16 protein-coding genes are annotated in these 17,495 nt (G+C 69.8%); 10 read left to right on the top strand and 6 right to left on the bottom strand.

The window, feature by feature from the left end:
- Positions 1-108: 108 nt before the first annotated feature.
- Positions 109-903 carry a response regulator gene (locus ACFSCV_RS14300; protein ID WP_378800247.1) on the bottom strand — a complete coding sequence of 265 codons (795 nt, stop codon included), beginning with the start codon at positions 901-903 and terminating at the stop codon, positions 109-111.
- Positions 904-1,003: 100 nt separating this feature from the next.
- Positions 1,004-1,918 (bottom strand): sensor histidine kinase family protein, encoded by a 915-nt coding sequence (locus ACFSCV_RS14295; protein ID WP_378800246.1) that lies wholly within the window; start codon positions 1,916-1,918, stop codon positions 1,004-1,006.
- 193 nt (positions 1,919-2,111) lie between these two features.
- Here ACFSCV_RS14295 and ACFSCV_RS14290 point away from each other — a divergent pair, with 193 nt between their 5' ends.
- The 8 genes from ACFSCV_RS14290 (at position 2,112) to ACFSCV_RS14255 (ending at position 13,638) form a co-directional block, all read left to right on the top strand.
- The gene (locus ACFSCV_RS14290; protein ID WP_378800245.1) at positions 2,112-2,771 is read left to right on the top strand and encodes a Crp/Fnr family transcriptional regulator; all 660 of its coding nucleotides are present in this window, start codon (positions 2,112-2,114) and stop codon (positions 2,769-2,771) included.
- A gap of 87 nt (positions 2,772-2,858) precedes the next feature.
- Entirely contained in the window at positions 2,859-3,854 is a 996-nt protein-coding gene (gene galE, locus ACFSCV_RS14285) for a UDP-glucose 4-epimerase GalE (protein ID WP_378800244.1), read from the top strand.
- A 53-nt stretch (positions 3,855-3,907) separates the two neighbouring features.
- Positions 3,908-5,299: an MFS transporter gene (locus ACFSCV_RS14280; protein ID WP_378800747.1), complete on the top strand. Its 1,392-nt coding sequence runs from the start codon at positions 3,908-3,910 to the stop codon at positions 5,297-5,299.
- A 151-nt stretch (positions 5,300-5,450) separates the two neighbouring features.
- On the top strand, positions 5,451-6,734 hold the full coding sequence (locus ACFSCV_RS14275) for an OpgC family protein (protein WP_378800243.1): 1,284 nt from the start codon (positions 5,451-5,453) through the stop codon (positions 6,732-6,734).
- Positions 6,735-6,849: 115 nt separating this feature from the next.
- Complete coding sequence (locus tag ACFSCV_RS14270; RefSeq protein ID WP_378800242.1) at positions 6,850-8,763, top strand: RICIN domain-containing protein; 1,914 nt, start codon at positions 6,850-6,852, stop codon at positions 8,761-8,763.
- 14 nt (positions 8,764-8,777) lie between these two features.
- Positions 8,778-9,335, top strand: coding sequence for an SCO family protein (locus ACFSCV_RS14265; RefSeq protein ID WP_378800241.1), 558 nt, complete (start codon positions 8,778-8,780; stop codon positions 9,333-9,335).
- 105 nt (positions 9,336-9,440) lie between these two features.
- Positions 9,441-12,905 carry a pyruvate carboxylase gene (gene pyc, locus ACFSCV_RS14260; protein ID WP_378800240.1) on the top strand — a complete coding sequence of 1,155 codons (3,465 nt, stop codon included), beginning with the start codon at positions 9,441-9,443 and terminating at the stop codon, positions 12,903-12,905.
- Between the two features lie 46 nt (positions 12,906-12,951).
- The gene (locus ACFSCV_RS14255; RefSeq protein ID WP_378800746.1) at positions 12,952-13,638 is read left to right on the top strand and encodes a hypothetical protein; all 687 of its coding nucleotides are present in this window, start codon (positions 12,952-12,954) and stop codon (positions 13,636-13,638) included.
- Between the two features lie 23 nt (positions 13,639-13,661).
- Here ACFSCV_RS14255 and ACFSCV_RS14250 read toward each other — a convergent pair whose 3' ends face one another.
- Entirely contained in the window at positions 13,662-14,543 is an 882-nt protein-coding gene (locus ACFSCV_RS14250; protein WP_378800239.1) for a metallophosphoesterase family protein, read from the bottom strand.
- Positions 14,544-14,669: 126 nt separating this feature from the next.
- Positions 14,670-15,026 (bottom strand): hypothetical protein, encoded by a 357-nt coding sequence (locus ACFSCV_RS14245; protein WP_378800238.1) that lies wholly within the window; start codon positions 15,024-15,026, stop codon positions 14,670-14,672.
- Between ACFSCV_RS14245 and ACFSCV_RS14240 the strand changes: the two genes are divergently transcribed.
- Positions 15,025-15,429, top strand: coding sequence for an NUDIX domain-containing protein (locus ACFSCV_RS14240; protein WP_378800237.1), 405 nt, complete (start codon positions 15,025-15,027; stop codon positions 15,427-15,429). The two genes, ACFSCV_RS14245 and ACFSCV_RS14240, sit on opposite strands and share 2 nt — an antisense overlap.
- Before the next feature lie 21 nt (positions 15,430-15,450).
- On the opposite strand, the gene ACFSCV_RS14235 is transcribed toward ACFSCV_RS14240, so the two are convergent.
- Positions 15,451-16,431 (bottom strand): glutathione S-transferase family protein, encoded by a 981-nt coding sequence (locus ACFSCV_RS14235; RefSeq protein WP_378800236.1) that lies wholly within the window; start codon positions 16,429-16,431, stop codon positions 15,451-15,453.
- Positions 16,432-16,666: 235 nt separating this feature from the next.
- Between ACFSCV_RS14235 and ACFSCV_RS14230 the strand changes: the two genes are divergently transcribed.
- The gene (locus tag ACFSCV_RS14230) at positions 16,667-17,167 is read left to right on the top strand and encodes a GNAT family N-acetyltransferase (protein WP_378800235.1); all 501 of its coding nucleotides are present in this window, start codon (positions 16,667-16,669) and stop codon (positions 17,165-17,167) included.
- 13 nt (positions 17,168-17,180) lie between these two features.
- On the opposite strand, the gene ACFSCV_RS14225 is transcribed toward ACFSCV_RS14230, so the two are convergent.
- Positions 17,181-17,483 (bottom strand): hypothetical protein, encoded by a 303-nt coding sequence (locus ACFSCV_RS14225; protein ID WP_378800234.1) that lies wholly within the window; start codon positions 17,481-17,483, stop codon positions 17,181-17,183.
- Positions 17,484-17,495: the final 12 nt, after the last annotated feature.

Raw genomic sequence — 17,495 nt, 5'->3', positions numbered from 1 at the left:
CGGATTGTTCAACACGACAACGCGGGATCGCGGGGAAGGTTTCAGCCGACCGCGGGTCGCGATCGAAAATGCGAGGGCGCCGCTGAAAGGCGGGCCCTCGCGGGACGTTCAGACCGCGGCGCGATCCGGATTCCGGGCGCGGGCGCCGAAGAACAGCGCCTGGCTGACGATCGCCTTTACGGTCGAGGCCTGAAACGGCTTGGTCACGAGGAACACCGGCTCAGGCCGGGTGCCGCTAAGAAGGCGCTCGGGATAGGCGGTGATGAAGATCACCGGGACCTCGAGCTGCGGCAGCATCTCGCGCACGGCGTCGAGGCCCGAGCTGCCGTCGGCGAGCTGGATGTCGGCGAGGACGAGGCCCGGCCGGCTCTTCGCGGCCATGGCGACCGCTTCGGTGTGGGTGCGGGCGGTGCCGACGACACGGTGGCCAAGGCCCTCGACCAGTTTGGCGAGATCCATCGCGATGATCGGCTCGTCCTCGATCACCAGCACGTCGGTCGCGACCTGCTCGGCGATCTCGCGGCCGGCGTCGTCGATCGCCCGCGCGATCTCAGCCTGGGAAAGATTGAGGATCTGGCTCGCTTCCGCCGGCGTGAAGCCCTCGACGGACACCAGCAGGAACACCTGTCGCGACCGCGGGGTCAGCGCCTCGATGTTGCGCTCGGAATGGGCGGCTTCCGCTCCGGTCTCGACGTTGAGGGCGACGGAGGACCAGATGCGCGAGAAGATCGCGTAAAGGCCGACGCGCGGCTCCAGATCCGCCGGGAAGATCGACGGGTCGGCGATCAGCGCCTTCAGCACTGCGGCGACATACGCGTCGCCGCTGTCCTGCCGCCCGGTGAGGGCGCGGGCGTAGCGGCGAAGGAAGGGCAGGTGTGGAGCGATGGTGTCGGCGAGAGCCATGACGCGCGATTCCAGACGTCGTTTACTGTTCCGATCGGGCGGCACGCCCGGGGGTCGAAATATGGCGGGACGCGGAGTGAGCAAGCCCCTGCGAAGCTTGTCAACCGGAAGCTGTTTCCGGCGGTATCCGCGCCTCTACGCGGAAGGTCGGTTCGGTCTGGCGGACGAAGTCGCCGCCCGCGCTCTCCACGAGGCTGCGGGCGAGGGCGAGGCCGAGCTCCACCGAACCGGTCGGAGCGGCCGCCGCCGGCGCGTCCGTCGAGGCGCGAAAACTTACGCCGCCGTCCGGCGTCGCCGCGACGGACAGTGCGGCCTGTCCCGGCCGTTCGCCGAGCCCGCACCGGAACAGGTCGATCACGAACTCCGTGGCGACCTGCGCGTGAAGCCCAGCGCGGCGCGGCGACATCGCCGGCAAGGGCGACACCGTGACGGCCGTCTGCCGCCTGCGAAGCGGATCGAAAAGCTGGACCACCCGCTCGATGACGCGGGCGAGGGCGTCGGCCTCCTCCGGGATCTCGGTCGACAGCGCTTCGAAACGCGCCCTCAGGTCGATCAGCGCGTCCTGGCCCTGGCCGGGAGGAAGCCTGCGCGCCTGAAGCGCCGCGAGGCTCGTCATGCTCTGGACCTGATTGCGGAACCGATGCCACAGGGTCCCCGCCAGCGTGGGTTCGAGCGTCACGACCACCATCGCGGGGCCGGAGCCCTCCACCGGCGTGGCCCTCAGCGTCATGGCGCCGGCCTTGGAGCCGAACGTCTCCAGGGTGAAGGCGCCGCCGGCCGCGAGCCCGGCGGCGAGCAGAACCTCCTCTTCGGAGGATAGCCTTCCTCGAAGCGCCTCCCGCAGCGGCGCGCCCTTGGCGGCCGGCGACGCGTCGGCGCCCGCCGCCAGCACGACGAAGTCCGGTCCGGCCGCTTCAGCCACGAACACCAGCCGCGCCCCCGCGCCGGAGGCGCCGTGGACCATGCCGGCCTGCGCGTTGTCGTCTTGGGGGGAGAATGCGGGATGACGGATCATGCCTTTGGGATTTATCGCCTATCGCGCGGCCGACCTATGTGTTTTGACGTAGTGGCGACGTTCTATGGACCCGATGATCCTTCGCCGCCGGTTCGCGGCTTCCGCGTTGTGAGTCTCTACCGCCATGTTCATCCGCTGCGCCTCGTGCCCGCTGCGCCGCCGCCCCGCGTTTCGGCAAAAGAGCGACGAGGAGGTGCGCTTCATCGAGACGCTGAAGACCGAGCACCTGCGGCTGCCCGAAGGCGCGGACATCATTCTGCCCGAGCAGGAGGACGCCGAACTCTTCACGGTCTATTCGGGCTGGGTCTTCCGCTACAAGGAGCTCAGGGACGGCCGTCGCCAGATCCTGAATTTCGCGCTGCCGGGCGACCTGATTGGGCTGCAGGCCTCGCTGTTCGAAAAGGCGCTCCACGGCGCGGTCGCGCTCACCGACGTGGAGCTGTGCGTCATCCCGCGACGGAAGCTCTGGCAGCTCTATGAAAAAATGCCTGAGGTCGCTTACGACGTGACCTGGCTCGGGGCGCAGACGGTCGCGCTCGTCGACGAGAATCTGCTGAGCGCCGGCCGGAGGAACGCCGCCGAGCGCATCGCGGCGCTGGTGGCCTCGCTCTACAAGCGCATGGAGACGCTCGGCGCCGTGCGCGGCAACTCGATGGCGTTCCCGCTGACGCAGCAGCACATCGCGGACGCGCTCGGCCTGTCGCTCGTGCACACCAACAAGACGCTAGCCAAATTGAAGTCCAGCGGGCTGTTCAGCATCGCCGACGGCCGCCTCACGCTCGACAATCCGCGCGCAGTGGGCCGGCTCGCCCAGCATTTCGAAAAGGATATGGCGCCTCGTCCAATCATCTGATCGAGGCTGCGTGAATTTTGCCGCGCCCGGGTTGAAGTGCGGCGACAGACGCCGATTTTCGATCGCTCAACTCTTTGGGAGATCGTCATGACCGTTCTCGTCACCGGCGGAGCCGGCTACATCGGCAGTCATATGGTCCTCGCGCTGCGGGATGCGGGGCGCGACGTGGTCGTCGTCGACGACCTGTCGACGGGCCTCAGATCCGCTGTGCCTGCCAATGTGCCGCTGGTGGTGGGCTGCGTCGGCGACGAGGCCCTGATGGCGCGGGTCATCAAGGACCACGGCGTCCAGGCGATCGCCCATTTCGCAGGCTCGATCGTGGTGCCGGAGTCGGTGGCGGACCCCATCGACTACTATCTCAACAACACGGTGCGCTCGCGCGCGCTCATCGCCGCCGCCGTCGCAGGCGGCGTGAAGCGCTTCCTGTTCTCGTCCACCGCCGCGGTCTACGGGGAGGCCTCGTCCGAGCCGCTGTCGGAGGACGCGCCGCTCGACCCGGTCTCCCCGTACGGCGCCTCGAAGCTTATGACCGAGCGGATGCTCGCGGACGCGAGCGTGGCTTACGGCCTGTCCTACGGCGTGCTGCGGTATTTCAACGTGGCGGGCGCCGACCCCCACGGGCGGGCGGGCCAGTCCGGCGCTCGGGCGACGCACCTCATCAAGGTCGCGGCCCAGGCGGCGCTCGGACAACGCGGCCATCTCGAGTGCTTCGGCGAGGATTATCCCACCCGCGACGGCACCTGCGTGCGCGACTACATCCACGTCTCCGATCTGGCGCGGGCCCATGTGCTGGCGCTCGACCACCTCGCCGACGGGGCCGAAAGCTTCGTCGCCAATTGCGGCTACGGGCGCGGCGCTTCGGTGAAGGAGGTCATCGCCGCGGTGAAGCGTGCGTCCGGCGTCGATTTCCCGGTGCGGAAGGCGCCGCGCCGCGACGGCGATCCCGCCTCGCTGGTGGCCGATCCCTCGCGCATCCGGGCCACACTCGGCTGGCGCGCCGAGCATGACGACCTCGACGCGATCGTCGCGAGCGCGCTCGCATGGGAAGCGAGCCTGGCGGGCGTGCGGCGCGCCGCCGCGTGAGCAAGCTGTCGCTCGCCGGCCGAAAGGCCGCCGCGATCGACATTCCGGCGCGGATGGACCGGCTGCCATGGTCGCGGTTCCATCTGCTCGTCGTCGTGGCGCTCGGCGTCACCTGGGCGCTCGACGGTCTCGAGGTGACGATCGTCGGCGCGCTCGCCCCGCGCCTCCAGAGCCCGGACGCGCTCGGGCTGACCGACGCCGACGTCGGCATGCTGGCCTCGTTCTACCTCGTCGGCGCGGTGGCGGGCGCGCTCGGCTTCGGCTGGCTCACCGACAGGCTCGGCCGCAAGCTGATGTTCTTCACGACTCTCGGCGTCTACATCGTCGGGGTCGCGCTCTCGGCGTTCGCATGGGACGTCTGGAGCCTCGCCGTCTTCCGCCTGATCACCGGCGTCGGCATCGGCGGCGAGTACGCCGCGATCAACTCGGCGATCGACGAACTGATGCCAGCGCGCCTGCGCGGCCGGATCGCGCTCATCGTCAACGGCACCTTCTGGGCCGGCGCAGCGCTCGGCGCCATGGGCAGCGTCGTGCTGCTGGACGAAGCCTTGTTTGACGCGGATCTCGGCTGGCGGCTCGGCTTCGGCATCGGGGCGGCGCTCGGCCTGCTGATCCTGTTCGCCCGCCGCCATGTGCCGGAAAGCCCCCGCTGGCTCGCCGCCCACGACCGCATCCCCGAGGGCGAGGCGGTCACCGCCGAGATCGAGCGCGAGGTCGAGGCCGAGAGGCGCGCGCCGCTTCCGCCGGCCGCCGGATCGATCCTCATCCGGCCGCAGCGGGTGTTCGGGCTCGGCGTCGTGTTCCGCGCGATGCTGGCCGACTACCGGGGCCGCTCGGCGCTGGTGCTCGCGCTGATGACCGCGCAGGCATTCCTCTACAACGCGATCTTCTTCACCTACGGGCTTGTGCTGACGAAATTTTATGGCGTCGCCGCCGGCCATGTCGGGCTCTACCTCATCCCGTTCGCCCTCGGAAACGTGGTCGGACCGATCGTGCTCGGGCCGCTGTTCGACACCGTCGGTCGGCGGAAGATGATCTTTTTCACTTACGCCGTCTCCGGGACGCTGCTGCTCGCGACCGGCTGGCTGTTCGCGGCCGGCGCGCTGACCGCGGTGACGCAGACGCTCGCCTGGTCGGCGATCTTCTTCTTCGCTTCCGCCGCCGCGAGCTCCGCCTACCTCACTGCGAGCGAGGTGTTTCCGCTCGAGGTGCGCGCGCTCGCGATCGCGGCGTTCTACGCGATCGGCACTGCGCTCGGCGGCGTCGTCGCGCCCTATGTGTTTGGCGTCCTGATCGGCGGGAACGACCGCTGGCCGATCTTCGGCGGCTACGCCTTCGCCGCCGCCCTGATGATTGGGGCGGGGCTCGCGGCGCTGCGCTACGGCGTCGACGCGGAAGGGCGGTCGCTCGAGGACGTCGCCGCGCCGATCTCGAGGGTCGGTTAGCGGCCGGTGGTCGCGCCGCCTTGCGCGATCGGCCCGGGCGAAGCAACCTTCGCGGCATTCCGGCGTTAGCCGTTCGCGAGCGGGCCGTCTGATTCGGCGCGGTCTACATCCATGTCCGAAGCGCGGCGGTCGCCGACGGCGAGGAGAGCCCATGGCTGAACAGGCGGCAGGCGTTCCGCGTTCCCATCCCGCCGGATCGTCGGGCGCCGGGGCTGCGGCGAGCAAGCATCCCGGCGGCGCCGCGCCGGTCTCGGCGCGCGACTGGCGCCTCGATTTCTGGCGCGGTCTCGCAATCGTGTTCATCTTCTGGAACCACACCGTCGACAACGTCATGAGCTGGCTCACGACGAAGAATTTCGGCGTGTCGGATTCGGCCGAGCTGTTCGTGTTCCTGTCCGGGTTCGCGATGGCGAGCATGTTCACGGGCAAGTTTCTCGACCGCCCGGTCATGGCGATTCCCTACGGCGTGCAGCGCGCGTTTTCGCTCTACCTGCACCACATCACCGCTTTCGTGGTGATCGCGACGCTCGCCGTGCTCTATCGGGAGTACGCGGGCTCCAGCGTGATGGAGCGCGACCTGTTCGTGCGGCCGTTTCTGGTGGCCACCGAGACGGTGCTGCCGAAGCTCGCGACGCTCGGCTATCTGCCGCCGCTGCTCGACATCCTGCCGCTCTACATCATCCTGACTCTGATGATCGGCGTGCTGTTCGCGGCGTTCCGCGACCGCTGGGCGTTCTATGTCGGCTTCGCGGTCGTCGTCTGGAGCTGGGCTCAGATCTCGGGCGCGACGCTGTCGTCCTACCCCGACACGCGGCTCTGGACGTTCAATCCCTTCGCCTGGCAGGCCGTGTTCCTCGCCGGTTTCGCGGCCTTCCTCGCCCGCGGCGAGACATGGTTCCGCGACCTGATGGCGGCGCCGGCGACGATCGCGCTGTCGATCACCATCGTGATCGTGGCCTTCATCGCGGCGGCGCCCTGGGCGACGCTGGGCCTCTACGAGTGGCGGCCGCTGCGCATCATCACCGACGTCGCGGACAAGGCGAACGCCTCGCCGGTCCGGCTCGCGCACTTCCTCGCCATGGCGCATCTGGCGTCGCTGTTCGTACGGCGCGAAAGCCGGTTAGGCTCCACCTTCCTCGGCCGCTCGATGGTGCTGATCGGCCGCAAGAGCCTGCCTCTGTTCGTGCTGTCGACGGTGTTCGCCGCCGCGAGCCATGGCGTGTTCGACTGGTTCGGCCACGGCGCGGCGGTGCAGATCGCGTTCTCGCTCGGCGGCGCCGCCATTCTGATCGCGCTCGCCTTCGCCAGCGAGGAGCTGCGCACCACCAAGCGCGTGTCTCCACCGCGGCCCTCGGCGCCGCGGCCGGAGCCGGCTGCGGCCAAGCCCCAGGCGCCTCCGACCGGCGCGGCGAGCGTGATTCCGGAGGCCCGGTAGCCATCACGACCGATGGCGGGACGCCGTGTTTCGGCGCCCGCTTTCATGGTTTTTTACGGTCGGCGCTGGTATCGCGTTCGGGTCGCGCCGTGGAGCGTGTCTCGGGGAACCGCCCATGCGTCGCGCACTCGGCAGCGCTCTGCTGACGTTCATCGTCCTCTGCGCGGCCCCGCAGGCGGCGCGCGCGCAGACGCAGCCCGACACGCTCCTCGTCAACCGCAACAGCGGCATGTGCGTCGAGATCCCGCGCGGGAACGCCGAACCGGGCATCTGGGCGGTCCAGTACCCCTGCAAGGACCTGCCCGAGCAGCGCTGGACGCTGACGCGCTCTAAGAGCAACTACGTCATCCGCAACGCCGCGAGCGGCCGCTGCCTCGAGATCATCGACGCCTCGACGCAGGACGGCCATTCGGTCAACCAGGCGGTGTGCGACGGCTCGGCGAAGCAGGTGTTCCGGGCCGAGCCGATCGAGAGCTGGGTGCGCCTCGTCACGGTCGGCGGTCTGTGCGTCGATCTGCGCGACGCCTCGATCGACGACGGCGGGCTGCTGATCCAGCGTCCCTGCGGCGGCGCCAGCAGCCAGAAATGGACCCTTTACGGGCGCGCGCAGCCTTCCGTCTGGTCGCCCAAGATACCGCTGCCGCTCGTGCCGGTCGCGGCCGCGACGCTGCGCAACGGCAAGATTCTCGTCTGGTCGGCCTATGACCGCTTCGCCTATGGCGGCGACCAGGGCAAGACCTACAGCGCGCTCTACGACCCCGCGACCAACCGCTCGACCGAGCGGCTGGTGTCGTCGACGGGGCACGACATGTTCTGCCCCGGCACGGCGACGCTGCCGGACGGCCGCATCCTCGTGAACGGCGGCTCCTCGAGCGCCAAGACCTCCATCTACGATCCGGCGACCGACGTCTGGACCACGGGCGCGCCGATGAACGTGCCGCGGGGCTATCAGGGCGACACCGTCCTCGGCACCGGCGAGGTGCTGACGATCGGCGGCTCGTGGAGCGGCGGCGAGGGCGGCAAGGTCGGCGAAATCTGGTCACCCGCGCGCGGCTGGCGCACCCTGCCGGGCGTGCCGGCCGAGGCGCTGGCGGCGAAGAACGATCCCGGCGGCATCTACCGCTCCGACAACCACATGTGGCTGTTCGGTTCGAGCTTCGGCTACGCGTTCCACGCCGGTCCTGGCGTCGACATGAACTGGATCCGCACCACCGGCGGCGGCGCGATCAAGTCCGCGGGACCGCGCGGCGACGACGTCTATTCCATGAACGGCAACGTGGTGATGTACGACGCCGGCAAGCTGCTGAAGCTCGGCGGCGCGCCGGCCTACGAGCTCGTCCGCGCCGTGGACGGCGTCTACAGCATCGATTTCGCGGAAGGTCCCTTCGCCCGAGTGAAGGTCGCGAAGCAGCGGCCGATGGCGTTCGCCCGCGCCTTCGTGAACTCGGTAGTGCTGCCGACCGGCGACGTGGTCGTGATCGGCGGGCAGAACTACGCCCAGCTCTTCAGCGACTACCGCGGCGTCTACATTCCCGAGATCTGGCGGATTCGGACCGGAAACTTCGAGCGCCTTGCGCCGATGACGATCCCGCGCAACTACCACAGCGTCGCGACGCTGATGCTCGACGGCCGGGTCTGGGTCGGAGGCGGCGGCCTGTGCGGCGACTGCCCGACCAATCATCCCGACGCCCAGATCCTGACGCCGCCCTATCTGCTCAACGCCAATGGCTCCCCCGCGGTCCGGCCTACGATCACCACGGCGCCCGCGACGGCCGGGTACGGAGAGCGGATTTCAGTGGCGACCGACCGCGAGGTGGCGTCCTTCGCCATGATCCGGCTCAATGCGGTGACGCATTCGGTCAACAACGACCAGCGCCGCATCTCGGCGCCCATAGAGGCGACGCGGGGAACGACCTACACGCTCCGGCTGCCGAGCGACCGCGGGGTGCTGCTGCCGGGCGACTGGATGCTGTTTGCGATGACGAAGGCCGGCGTGCCGAGCGTCGCCAAGATCGTCCGCGTCCAGTGAGACGACGCGCGGCCTTGGTCCTGTTGGCGATGGCGGCGCTCGCGGCCGTCGCCGAGGCCGCTCCGAAAACCCCGCCGCCCGCGGCTCTGGTGATGACGCCGGGGCCGTTCACGCTGACGGCGGTCGACGGCAGGACGGTCGACGGGCTCGATCTCGACGGCGCGGCCTATGGTGTGTTCTTCGGTTTCACCCACTGCCCTGATGTCTGCCCGAGCACGCTCGCCGACGTGACGCTGGCGCTGCGCGGCCTCGGCGAGAAGGCGGCCGGCTTCCGCGTCTACTTCGTCGCTCTCGACGCCGAGCGGGACACGCCGCAGGCGGTGGCGGCCTTTCTGTCGAGCTTCGATCCGCGCATCGTGGGGCTGACCGGGACGCCGCGCCAGCTCGCGGAAGCCGCGGCCGCCTTCGGCGCCGTCGCCCGCAGGCGGACGTTCGCGGACGGCGGCTATACGATCGAGCACACCGCGGCGCTCTTTCTGGTCGACGCGAACGGCGTGGTGGCTGATCGCGCGCCGTTCTCCGATCCGCCGGAACGCCTCGCCGAACGCATCGCCGCCGTCGCGGCCCGCTGAGCGGTCGAAGCGTTCCCGCCGCCTCTTGCATGGCTTACCGCAATTGCGAGAATGCCGCCTTCGCGGTCGCAGCGCGCGGCCGACGGCAAGAAGGAGCCTGCGCGCATGAACGCCGCCCGGACCGTCGCTTCGCCCCGCAAGATCGAGAAGCTGCTGGTCGCCAACCGCTCCGAGATCGCGATCCGCGTGTTCCGGGCCGCGGCGGAGCTCGGCATCCGCACGGTCGCAATCTATGCCGAGGAGGACAAGCTCTCGCTCCACCGCTTCAAGGCGGACGAGGCGTATCAGGTCGGCCGGGGCATGGGGCCGCTGGAGGCCTATCTCTCCATCCCCGAGGTGATCCGGGTCGCGACCGATGCGGGCGTCGACGCCATCCATCCCGGCTACGGCTTCCTGTCGGAAAGCCCCGAATTCGCCGAAGCCTGCGCCGAGGCCGGCATCCTGTTCATCGGGCCGTCGCCCGAGACCATGCGCAAGCTCGGCAACAAGGTCGCGGCGCGCAACCTCGCGATCAGCGTCGGCGTGCCGGTGATGCCGGCCACCCCGCCGCTGCCGGACGATCCGGACGCCATCCGCAAGGTGGCCGAGGAGATCGGCCTGCCGGTGATGCTGAAGGCCTCCTGGGGCGGCGGCGGACGCGGCATGCGCGTCATCCGCGACATGGGCAAGCTGACGTCCGAGGTCACCAACGCCAAGCGCGAGGCCAAGGCCGCCTTCGGCAAGGACGAGGTCTATCTGGAGAAGCTGGTCGAGCGCGCCCGCCATGTGGAGGTGCAGGTTCTCGGCGACCGCCACGGCAACACGGTGCACCTGTTCGAGCGCGACTGTTCGGTGCAGCGCCGCAACCAGAAGGTGGTCGAGCGCGCCCCGGCGCCTTACCTCGACGACGAGGGCCGCGCCGCCCTGTGCGAGAGCGGGCTGAAGATCGCCCGCGCCACCGACTATCTCGGCGCCGGCACGGTCGAGTTCCTGATGGACGCCGACAGCGGCCAATTCTACTTCATCGAGGTCAATCCGCGCATCCAGGTGGAACACACGGTGACCGAGGTGGTCACCGGCGTCGACATCGTGAAGGCGCAGATTCGGGTGATCGAGGGCGCGGCGATCGGGACGCCGGAGTCGGGCGTGCCGGCGCAGGGCGACATCCGCCTTAACGGCAACGCCCTGCAGTGCCGCATCACAACCGAGAACCCGGAAGACAACTTCATTCCCGATTACGGCCGCATCACCGCCTACCGCGGCGCCATGGGCTTCGGCATCCGGGTGGACGGCGGCACCGCCTATTCGGGCGCGGTCATCACCCGCTTCTACGACCCTATGCTGGAGAAGGTGACGGCCTGGGCGCCCACGGCCGAGGAGGCGTGCCTGCGCATGCAGCGCGCCATTAGCGAGTACCGCATCCGTGGCGTGGCGACGAACCTCGCCTTCCTTGAGAACGTGGTGCGCCATCCCACCTTCGTGGCGGGCGAAACCATCACCCGCTTCATCGACGAGACGCCAGAGCTGTTCGCGTTCGAGAAGCGGCAGGACCGCGCCACGCGACTGCTTACCTACATCGCCGACGTCACCGTCAACGGCCACCCGGAGGCCAAGGGCCGGGCGAAGCCGAAGGACGGCATCCCCACGCCCTCCGCGCCCCGGTTCGGCGAGCCGGCCGACGGGTCCCGGCAGCTTCTGGAGAGCCTGGGGCCCAAGGCGTTCGGCGACTGGATGCGCGCCCAGTCCCGGGTGCTCGTCACCGACACCACCATGCGCGACGCGCACCAGTCGCTGCTGGCGACCCGGGTGCGGAGCTTCGACATCGCGGCCTCCGCGCCGTCCTACGCGTCGGGCCTGCCGCAGCTTCTCAGCCTAGAGTGCTGGGGCGGCGCGACCTTCGATGTGGCCATGCGCTTCCTGACCGAGGATCCGTGGGAGCGCCTCGCTAAAATCCGCGAGAGCGCGCCGAACCTGCTGCTGCAGTGCCTCGTGCGCGGCTCGAACGGCGTCGGCTACGCCAACTATCCGGACAATGCGGTGGCGTTCTTCATCGCGCAGGCGGCGAAGGGCGGGGTGGACCTGTTCCGGGTGTTCGACTGCCTGAACTGGATCGACAACATGCGCGTCAGCATGGACGCGATCATCGACGCCGGCAAAATCTGCGAGGCGGCGATCTGTTACACCGGCGACGTGCTCGATCCGTCGCGGGCCAAATACGACCTGAAATACTACGTCGATCTGGCGAAGCAGCTCGAGAAGGCCGGCGCCCATGTGCTGTGCCTGAAGGACATGGCGGGCCTGCTGAAGCCCGCCGCGGCCCGGCTGCTGGTGAAGACGCTCCGGGAGGAGACCGGCCTCCCGCTGCATCTCCACACCCATGACACCTCGGGCATCGCCGGCGCCACCGTGCTCGCCGCCATCGACGCCGGCGTGGACGCGGTGGACGCGGCCATGGACGCCTTCTCCGGCATGACGTCCCAGCCCTGCCTCGGCTCGATCGTGGCGGCGCTCAAAGGCTCGGAGCGGAGCACCGGTCTCGACCTCGACGCCATCCGGGCGATCTCGCTCTACTGGGAGCAGGCGCGCGCCCAATACGCCGCGTTCGAGAACGACCTGCTGGCGCCGGCGTCAGAGGTGTACTTGCATGAAATGCCAGGCGGCCAGTTCACCAACCTCAAGGAGCAGGCCCGCTCCATGGGACTGGAGACGCGCTGGAACGACGTGGCGCGCACCTATCGCGACGTGAACGACATGTTCGGCGACATCGTGAAGGTGACGCCGACCTCCAAGGTGGTGGGCGACATGGCGCTGTCCATGGTCTCGGCCGGGCTCACCCGAGCGGACGTCGAGGACCCGGCGGTGGACGTGTCCTTCCCCGAAAGCGTGGTCCAGCTCATGAAGGGCGAGCTCAGCCAGCCGCCGGGCGGCTTCCCCAAGGGCATCCAGTCCAAGGTGCTGAAGGGCGAACAGCCGATCGAAGGCCGGGCCGGCGCCCTGATGCCGCCGGTGGATTTCGACGCCGCGCGGGCCGAACTCGCCAAGAAGATCGAGCGCGAGCCGAGCGACTTCGATCTCGCCTCCTACCTCATGTATCCGAAGGTGTTTTCGGACTTCGCCCAGGCCGAGAAGAAGTATGGCCCGGTCTCGGCGCTGCCGACCCCGATCTACTTCTACGGCCTCGGCGCCGGCGGCGAGATCCCGGTCGAGATCGAGCGCGGCAAGACGCTGGTGATCCGCAACCTCGGCGTCGGCGAGACCGACGAGGAGGGCCAGGTGAAGGTCTTCTTCGAGCTGAACGGGCAGCCGCGCATCATCAAGGTGCCGAACCGCTCCGCCGCCGCAAGGGAGGCGCGCCGCAAGGCGGACCCCGGCGATCCCGGTCATGTGGCCGCGCCCATGCCGGGCATCATCTCCACGGTGTCGGTGAAGGTGGGCCAGAAGATCGAGGCCGGCGACGTGGTGCTCTCGATCGAGGCCATGAAGATGGAGACCTCGATCCACGCCGAGCGCGGAGGCGTGGTCAAGGAGGTTCTGGTGTCGCCGGGATCGCCGGTGGACGCCAAGGATCTGCTCGTCGTCGTGGAGGAATGAGGCGAAGCCCTCCCGCCGCAGCGCGGGAGCGGCTATCGTGCCGCGCATGGCCGACGACGTTCCGAGCGCAACAGCATCCGCGCGCCCCGCTTCAAGCGGGCCGCTGCGCGAAGCGTTGCGGCGCGCGCGGATCGAGGCGGCCGAGCGCAGCGACGTGGTGATCGACTTGCGGCAGGCTGAAATCGCCCGGCTTGAGATCCTGCGCGACGCGCTGGCGCCGGTGTTCGCCGACGTGCCCCCGGAGGTCGACCTGTTCGACGTTGGCCTCGTGCCCGGCGACCGGCCACGGCTGTTCGTTGACATGGTCTCGTTCGTCGAGATGGGACGCGACCGGAAGGTCTACCGCTTCCTGCGCGACGGCCGCCATGGCCGCTCGGTCGCAGCCGAGAGCGAGCAGGTCGAGCCGATCGTCGCCGCCGTCACCGATTATGTGGCGCGCCGGCTCGTGGAGCGCGAGCGCCTGCTGGCGCAGGACGACCACGAACACCGCCCGTCGCCGGACCCCGCGCCGGTCGCGGCGGCGCCCGCCGCCGAGCCCGCGCCGCAGCCTTACGCGCCTACCGCCGACGTCGCGCCGGCGCCGGCGCCGGTCGCCGCGCGTCCGGCGCGCAGCCGCTGGGTACGCGCGCTCGCGGTGCTGGGCGCCTTCGTCATCGGGGGAACGGTCGGCGCGATCGTGGTGGTCGCGCTCATGGTCGCCGCCGCCAAGGGCGTGCTGCCGGGGATCGGCTGAGCCGAGGTCTGAACGCTACCGTCTCACACCACGCGGAAGCGGTCGGTTTCTCCGATGGTCCCGTCGGGCTTCAGGCCGCGGGTCACCGCCTCGCAGGTCCAGGCGCCGGGCTCGCCGTCCACGGAGTAGAGATTGTAGGCCGCGAGCGGCTCGTGGCTGACGAGGCCTGATGAGCAGGACGGCACCGCGATCACCGGGATCGGACCTCCGGGCCCCGTGACGGCGTGGCGGGCGGGCTCGTGATTGTGGCCGTGAAGCACAAGCTCCGCGCCTTCGGCGGCGAGCAGCGCGCGCAGCTCGGGCGCGTCGCGCAGGCGGCGCAGCCAGGGCGTGCCGTCCTCCGCGACGGGATGATGCACCATCACCACCCGGAACAGGCCTTCCTGCTTGAGCGAGCGCAGCAGCGGCGCGAGCCGGTCGCGCTGGCCGGGGCCGAGCTCGCCGGTCGCGGCCAGCGGCCAGGTCGCGACCGCAGACGACAGGCCGACGAGCGCGATCCGCCCGTGCCGGCGCACGTAAGGGAAGCCGACCGCGCCGTCGTCGCCGGACATGTGCGCGCCCCACACCCGCGCCGGCGCGCTCGCCACGCGCCGCACATAGGCGTCGTGGTTGCCGGGGATCGCCGCGACCTTGTCGGCGGGCCCTAGCCGCCCGAGGAAGGCCGCGGCCGGCAGGAACTCCGCCTCGAGCCCGAGATTGGTGAGGTCGCCGGTGACCGCCACCGCGTCCGGCAGTTCGTCCAGCACGTCGGCGACGAGCTTCTCCAGCACGACCATATCGTGCCAGCGCCTGCGGCGGCGGAACCAGTTGATGGCGCCGAGGCCCCGCTTCGACATCAGCTCGAAGGCGGTGAAACGGGGCAGGGGGCCGAGGTGAGGGTCGGAAAGATGGGCGAGCACGGTCACGGACGGCGTTATAGCCGCTTCGGCGCCGTCTGCGCACCGGACCGTGGCTCAAAAATGCAAAACGCCGGCGCGCTTGAGAGCGCGGCCGGCGTCAGGCGGCAAAACCGAGAAAGCGGAACCTGAAGCTCAGTTGCCCGAAAAGGTCATCAGCGCGGCGATCGCGCGGCCGTTGGGGGCGCGCAGGCTCGGACGCCAGGAATACTCCGCCTGCGGGTTGCGCGAGCGGAACGAAAACAGCCAGAACATAACATCACCAGAGGGAGAGCCACGCCCATCGACATAGGGCGCTTCAGCGATCTCCTGACGCGCATATAGGCAGGCCGCCCGCATTTTGAACAGTCGGACAAATGAATGACGGGTATGCAGCTGCTGCCGGTCTTGCTGCGACCTATGCGGTGAGCGGGCATCAAGGGCGGCGATGATCCGAAAACGACGACTTATCCTCTGGCTTCTCGCCCGCTGGGGCCGGGTGGCGCGCGGCATGACGCTGGGCGTCCGGATCGTCGTCATCGACGGCGACGGTCGCGTCCTGCTGGTGCGTCACGGTTACGCCCCCGGCTGGCACCTGCCGGGCGGCGCGGTCGATCCCGGAGAGACGGTGGCGGAAGCCGCGCTGCGCGAGCTGCGGGAGGAGACCGGCGTCTTCGGCGAAGAGGCAGATCTGAGCCTGCTCGGCATGCTCTACAATCCCGCCTTCGGTGGGCGCGACCATGTGGCGACCTTCCGCCTGACGGCGTTCCGCGCCGGACCGGAGCCCGCGCCGAACCGGGAGATCGCCGAGCGCGGCTGGTTTCCGCTCGACGCCCTACCTGACGGCGTCACCGCCGCCACGCGGCGACGCCTCGACGAAATCGCCGCCGGGGCCCCTCCGACGGCGAGGTGGTGAGGCGGCGTCGACGCCGCGGCGTCAGCCCAGCGCCTCGCGTCCGTGCGGCGCGTCGAGGTCGAGCACCGGTCCGAGCGGGATGACGCGGGTCGGGTTGATGGTGGTGTGCGACCAGTAATAGTGGGTCTTGATGTGGTCGAGCCGCACCGTCTCCCGCACGCCGGGCCACTGGTGGAGATCGCGCAGGTAGCCCGAGAGCGACGGATAGTCGGCGATCCGGCGCCGGTTGCACTTGAAGTGGCCGACATAGACCGCGTCGAAGCGGACGAGCGTGGTGAACAGCCGCCAGTCCGCCTCGGTCGCCTGGTCGCCGGTCAGGAACCGCTGGTCGGAGAGCCGGTCGTCGAGGGCGTCGAGTTCGTCGAACAGCGCCTCGAACGCTTCCTCATAGGCCTCCTGCGTGGTCGCGAAGCCGGCGCGGTAGACGCCGTTGTTGACGCGCTCGTAGATCCGCGCGTTGAGCGCGTCGATGTCGGCGCGAAGCCGCGCGGGGTAGAAGTCTCCCGTGTCGCCGGTCAGGTCGTCGAAGGCCGAGTTGAACATGCGGATGATCTCGGCGCTCTCGTTCGAGACGATGGTCCCGCGCGCCTTGTCCCACAGCACCGGCACGGTCACGCGCGTCGTCGCCTCCGGCGCGGCCTTGACGTAGACCTCGTAGAGACGGCGCGCGTCGTTGACCTCGTCGGGCGTCGCGCCGGGAAAATCGCCGAAGATCCAGCCCTCGTCGCCCATGCGGGGATCGACGACGGAAACCGAGATCAGGTCCTCGAGCCGCTTCAGCTTGCGGAAGATCAGCGTTCGGTGCGCCCAGGGGCAGGCGTAGGACACGTAGAGATGGTAGCGGCCGGCCTCGGCTGCGAAGCCGCCTTCGCCGCTCGGGCCGGGCTCGCCGTCCGGGGTCACCCAGTTGCGGAACTGCGAGGCCTGGCGCTCGAAGCGCCCCCCGGTCTTGGAGGTGTCGTACCACTGGTCCCGCCAGACGCCGTCGACGAGCAATCCCATTCGTTCTTCTCCTCCGCTGCGCGTCTGGAACATAGCGCGGCGCGTTCATGCGCGCGCGCCGCGCTTTGCGTGCGCCCGCGCGACGTGCTACGCGCTCCGCCGTCATGATCCGCGCTCTCCGCTCCCCCTCGCGACGACGTCGTCCGCTCCGCGCCTCCGGCGCGGCGACCGCGCGCGGCTGACGGAACGCCTCCGCTCGGCCGGCCCCGACGACCCTTTTCGCCCGAGCGCATCCATGACCTCCCTTCCTCTCGCTATTCTCCACGAGCAGCCAGGCGACGATCCCGCCGTCGACTATTTGCACGAACGCGCGTTCGGCCCCGGGCGGTTCGCGCGCTCGGCCTATCGGCTGCGGGAAGGCGTGCCGCCGGCGGGCGACCTGTCCTATGTGGCGCGGGTCGGCACCTTCCTCGTGGGCTCGAACCGGCTGACGCCGATCCGCATCGGTCCGTCGCCCGCGCTGCTGCTCGGGCCGCTGGTGGTCGACCCCGCGTTCCGGAGCAAGGGCATCGGCCAGGCGCTGCTCAACGCTTCGCTCGAGGCGGCGGAGAAGGCGGGACACCGGCTGGTGATGCTCGTCGGCGACGAGCCCTATTACGCAAGGGTCGGGTTCGAGCGCGTCCCAACGGGCCGGGTGACGCTGCCGGGCCCGGTCGATCCGCGGCGGGTGCTGTGGCGGCCACTCGTCGATGGCGCGACCGAGGGCGTCGCCGGCGAGGCGCGCCGGGCGATCTGAGCGGTCCTGCGCCTCAGCAGGCCACCGCCTCTACCACTTCCACCACGACGCCGATGCAGACCAGCAGCAGCCCGACCGGGATCAGGAACAGGCCGACGACGTATTTCAGCGTCGCGACGCCGTAGTCCACCAGCATCCAGCCGAAGGCCTTCGTGCGCGCGCCCTGCCGGCAGCTCTTGTCTTCCTTCGGCTTGTCGCTTTCCGCCGCCGAGATCGCCTGGACGACCGGCGCGCGCGCGGCCGCGGCGTGAGGCGCCGCGACGATGAGGCAGATCAGGGCCGCGACGCGCGCGGCGGAGACGAAGAGGCGGATCACGAAGGATCTCCG

It is taken from the genome of Methylopila henanensis (genome assembly GCF_042681025.1).
Lineage (GTDB): Bacteria > Pseudomonadota > Alphaproteobacteria > Rhizobiales > Methylopilaceae > Methylopila > Methylopila henanensis.
Note: the sequence above shows the minus strand (reverse complement) of the source record. Positions and strands in the feature narration are given on the sequence as shown.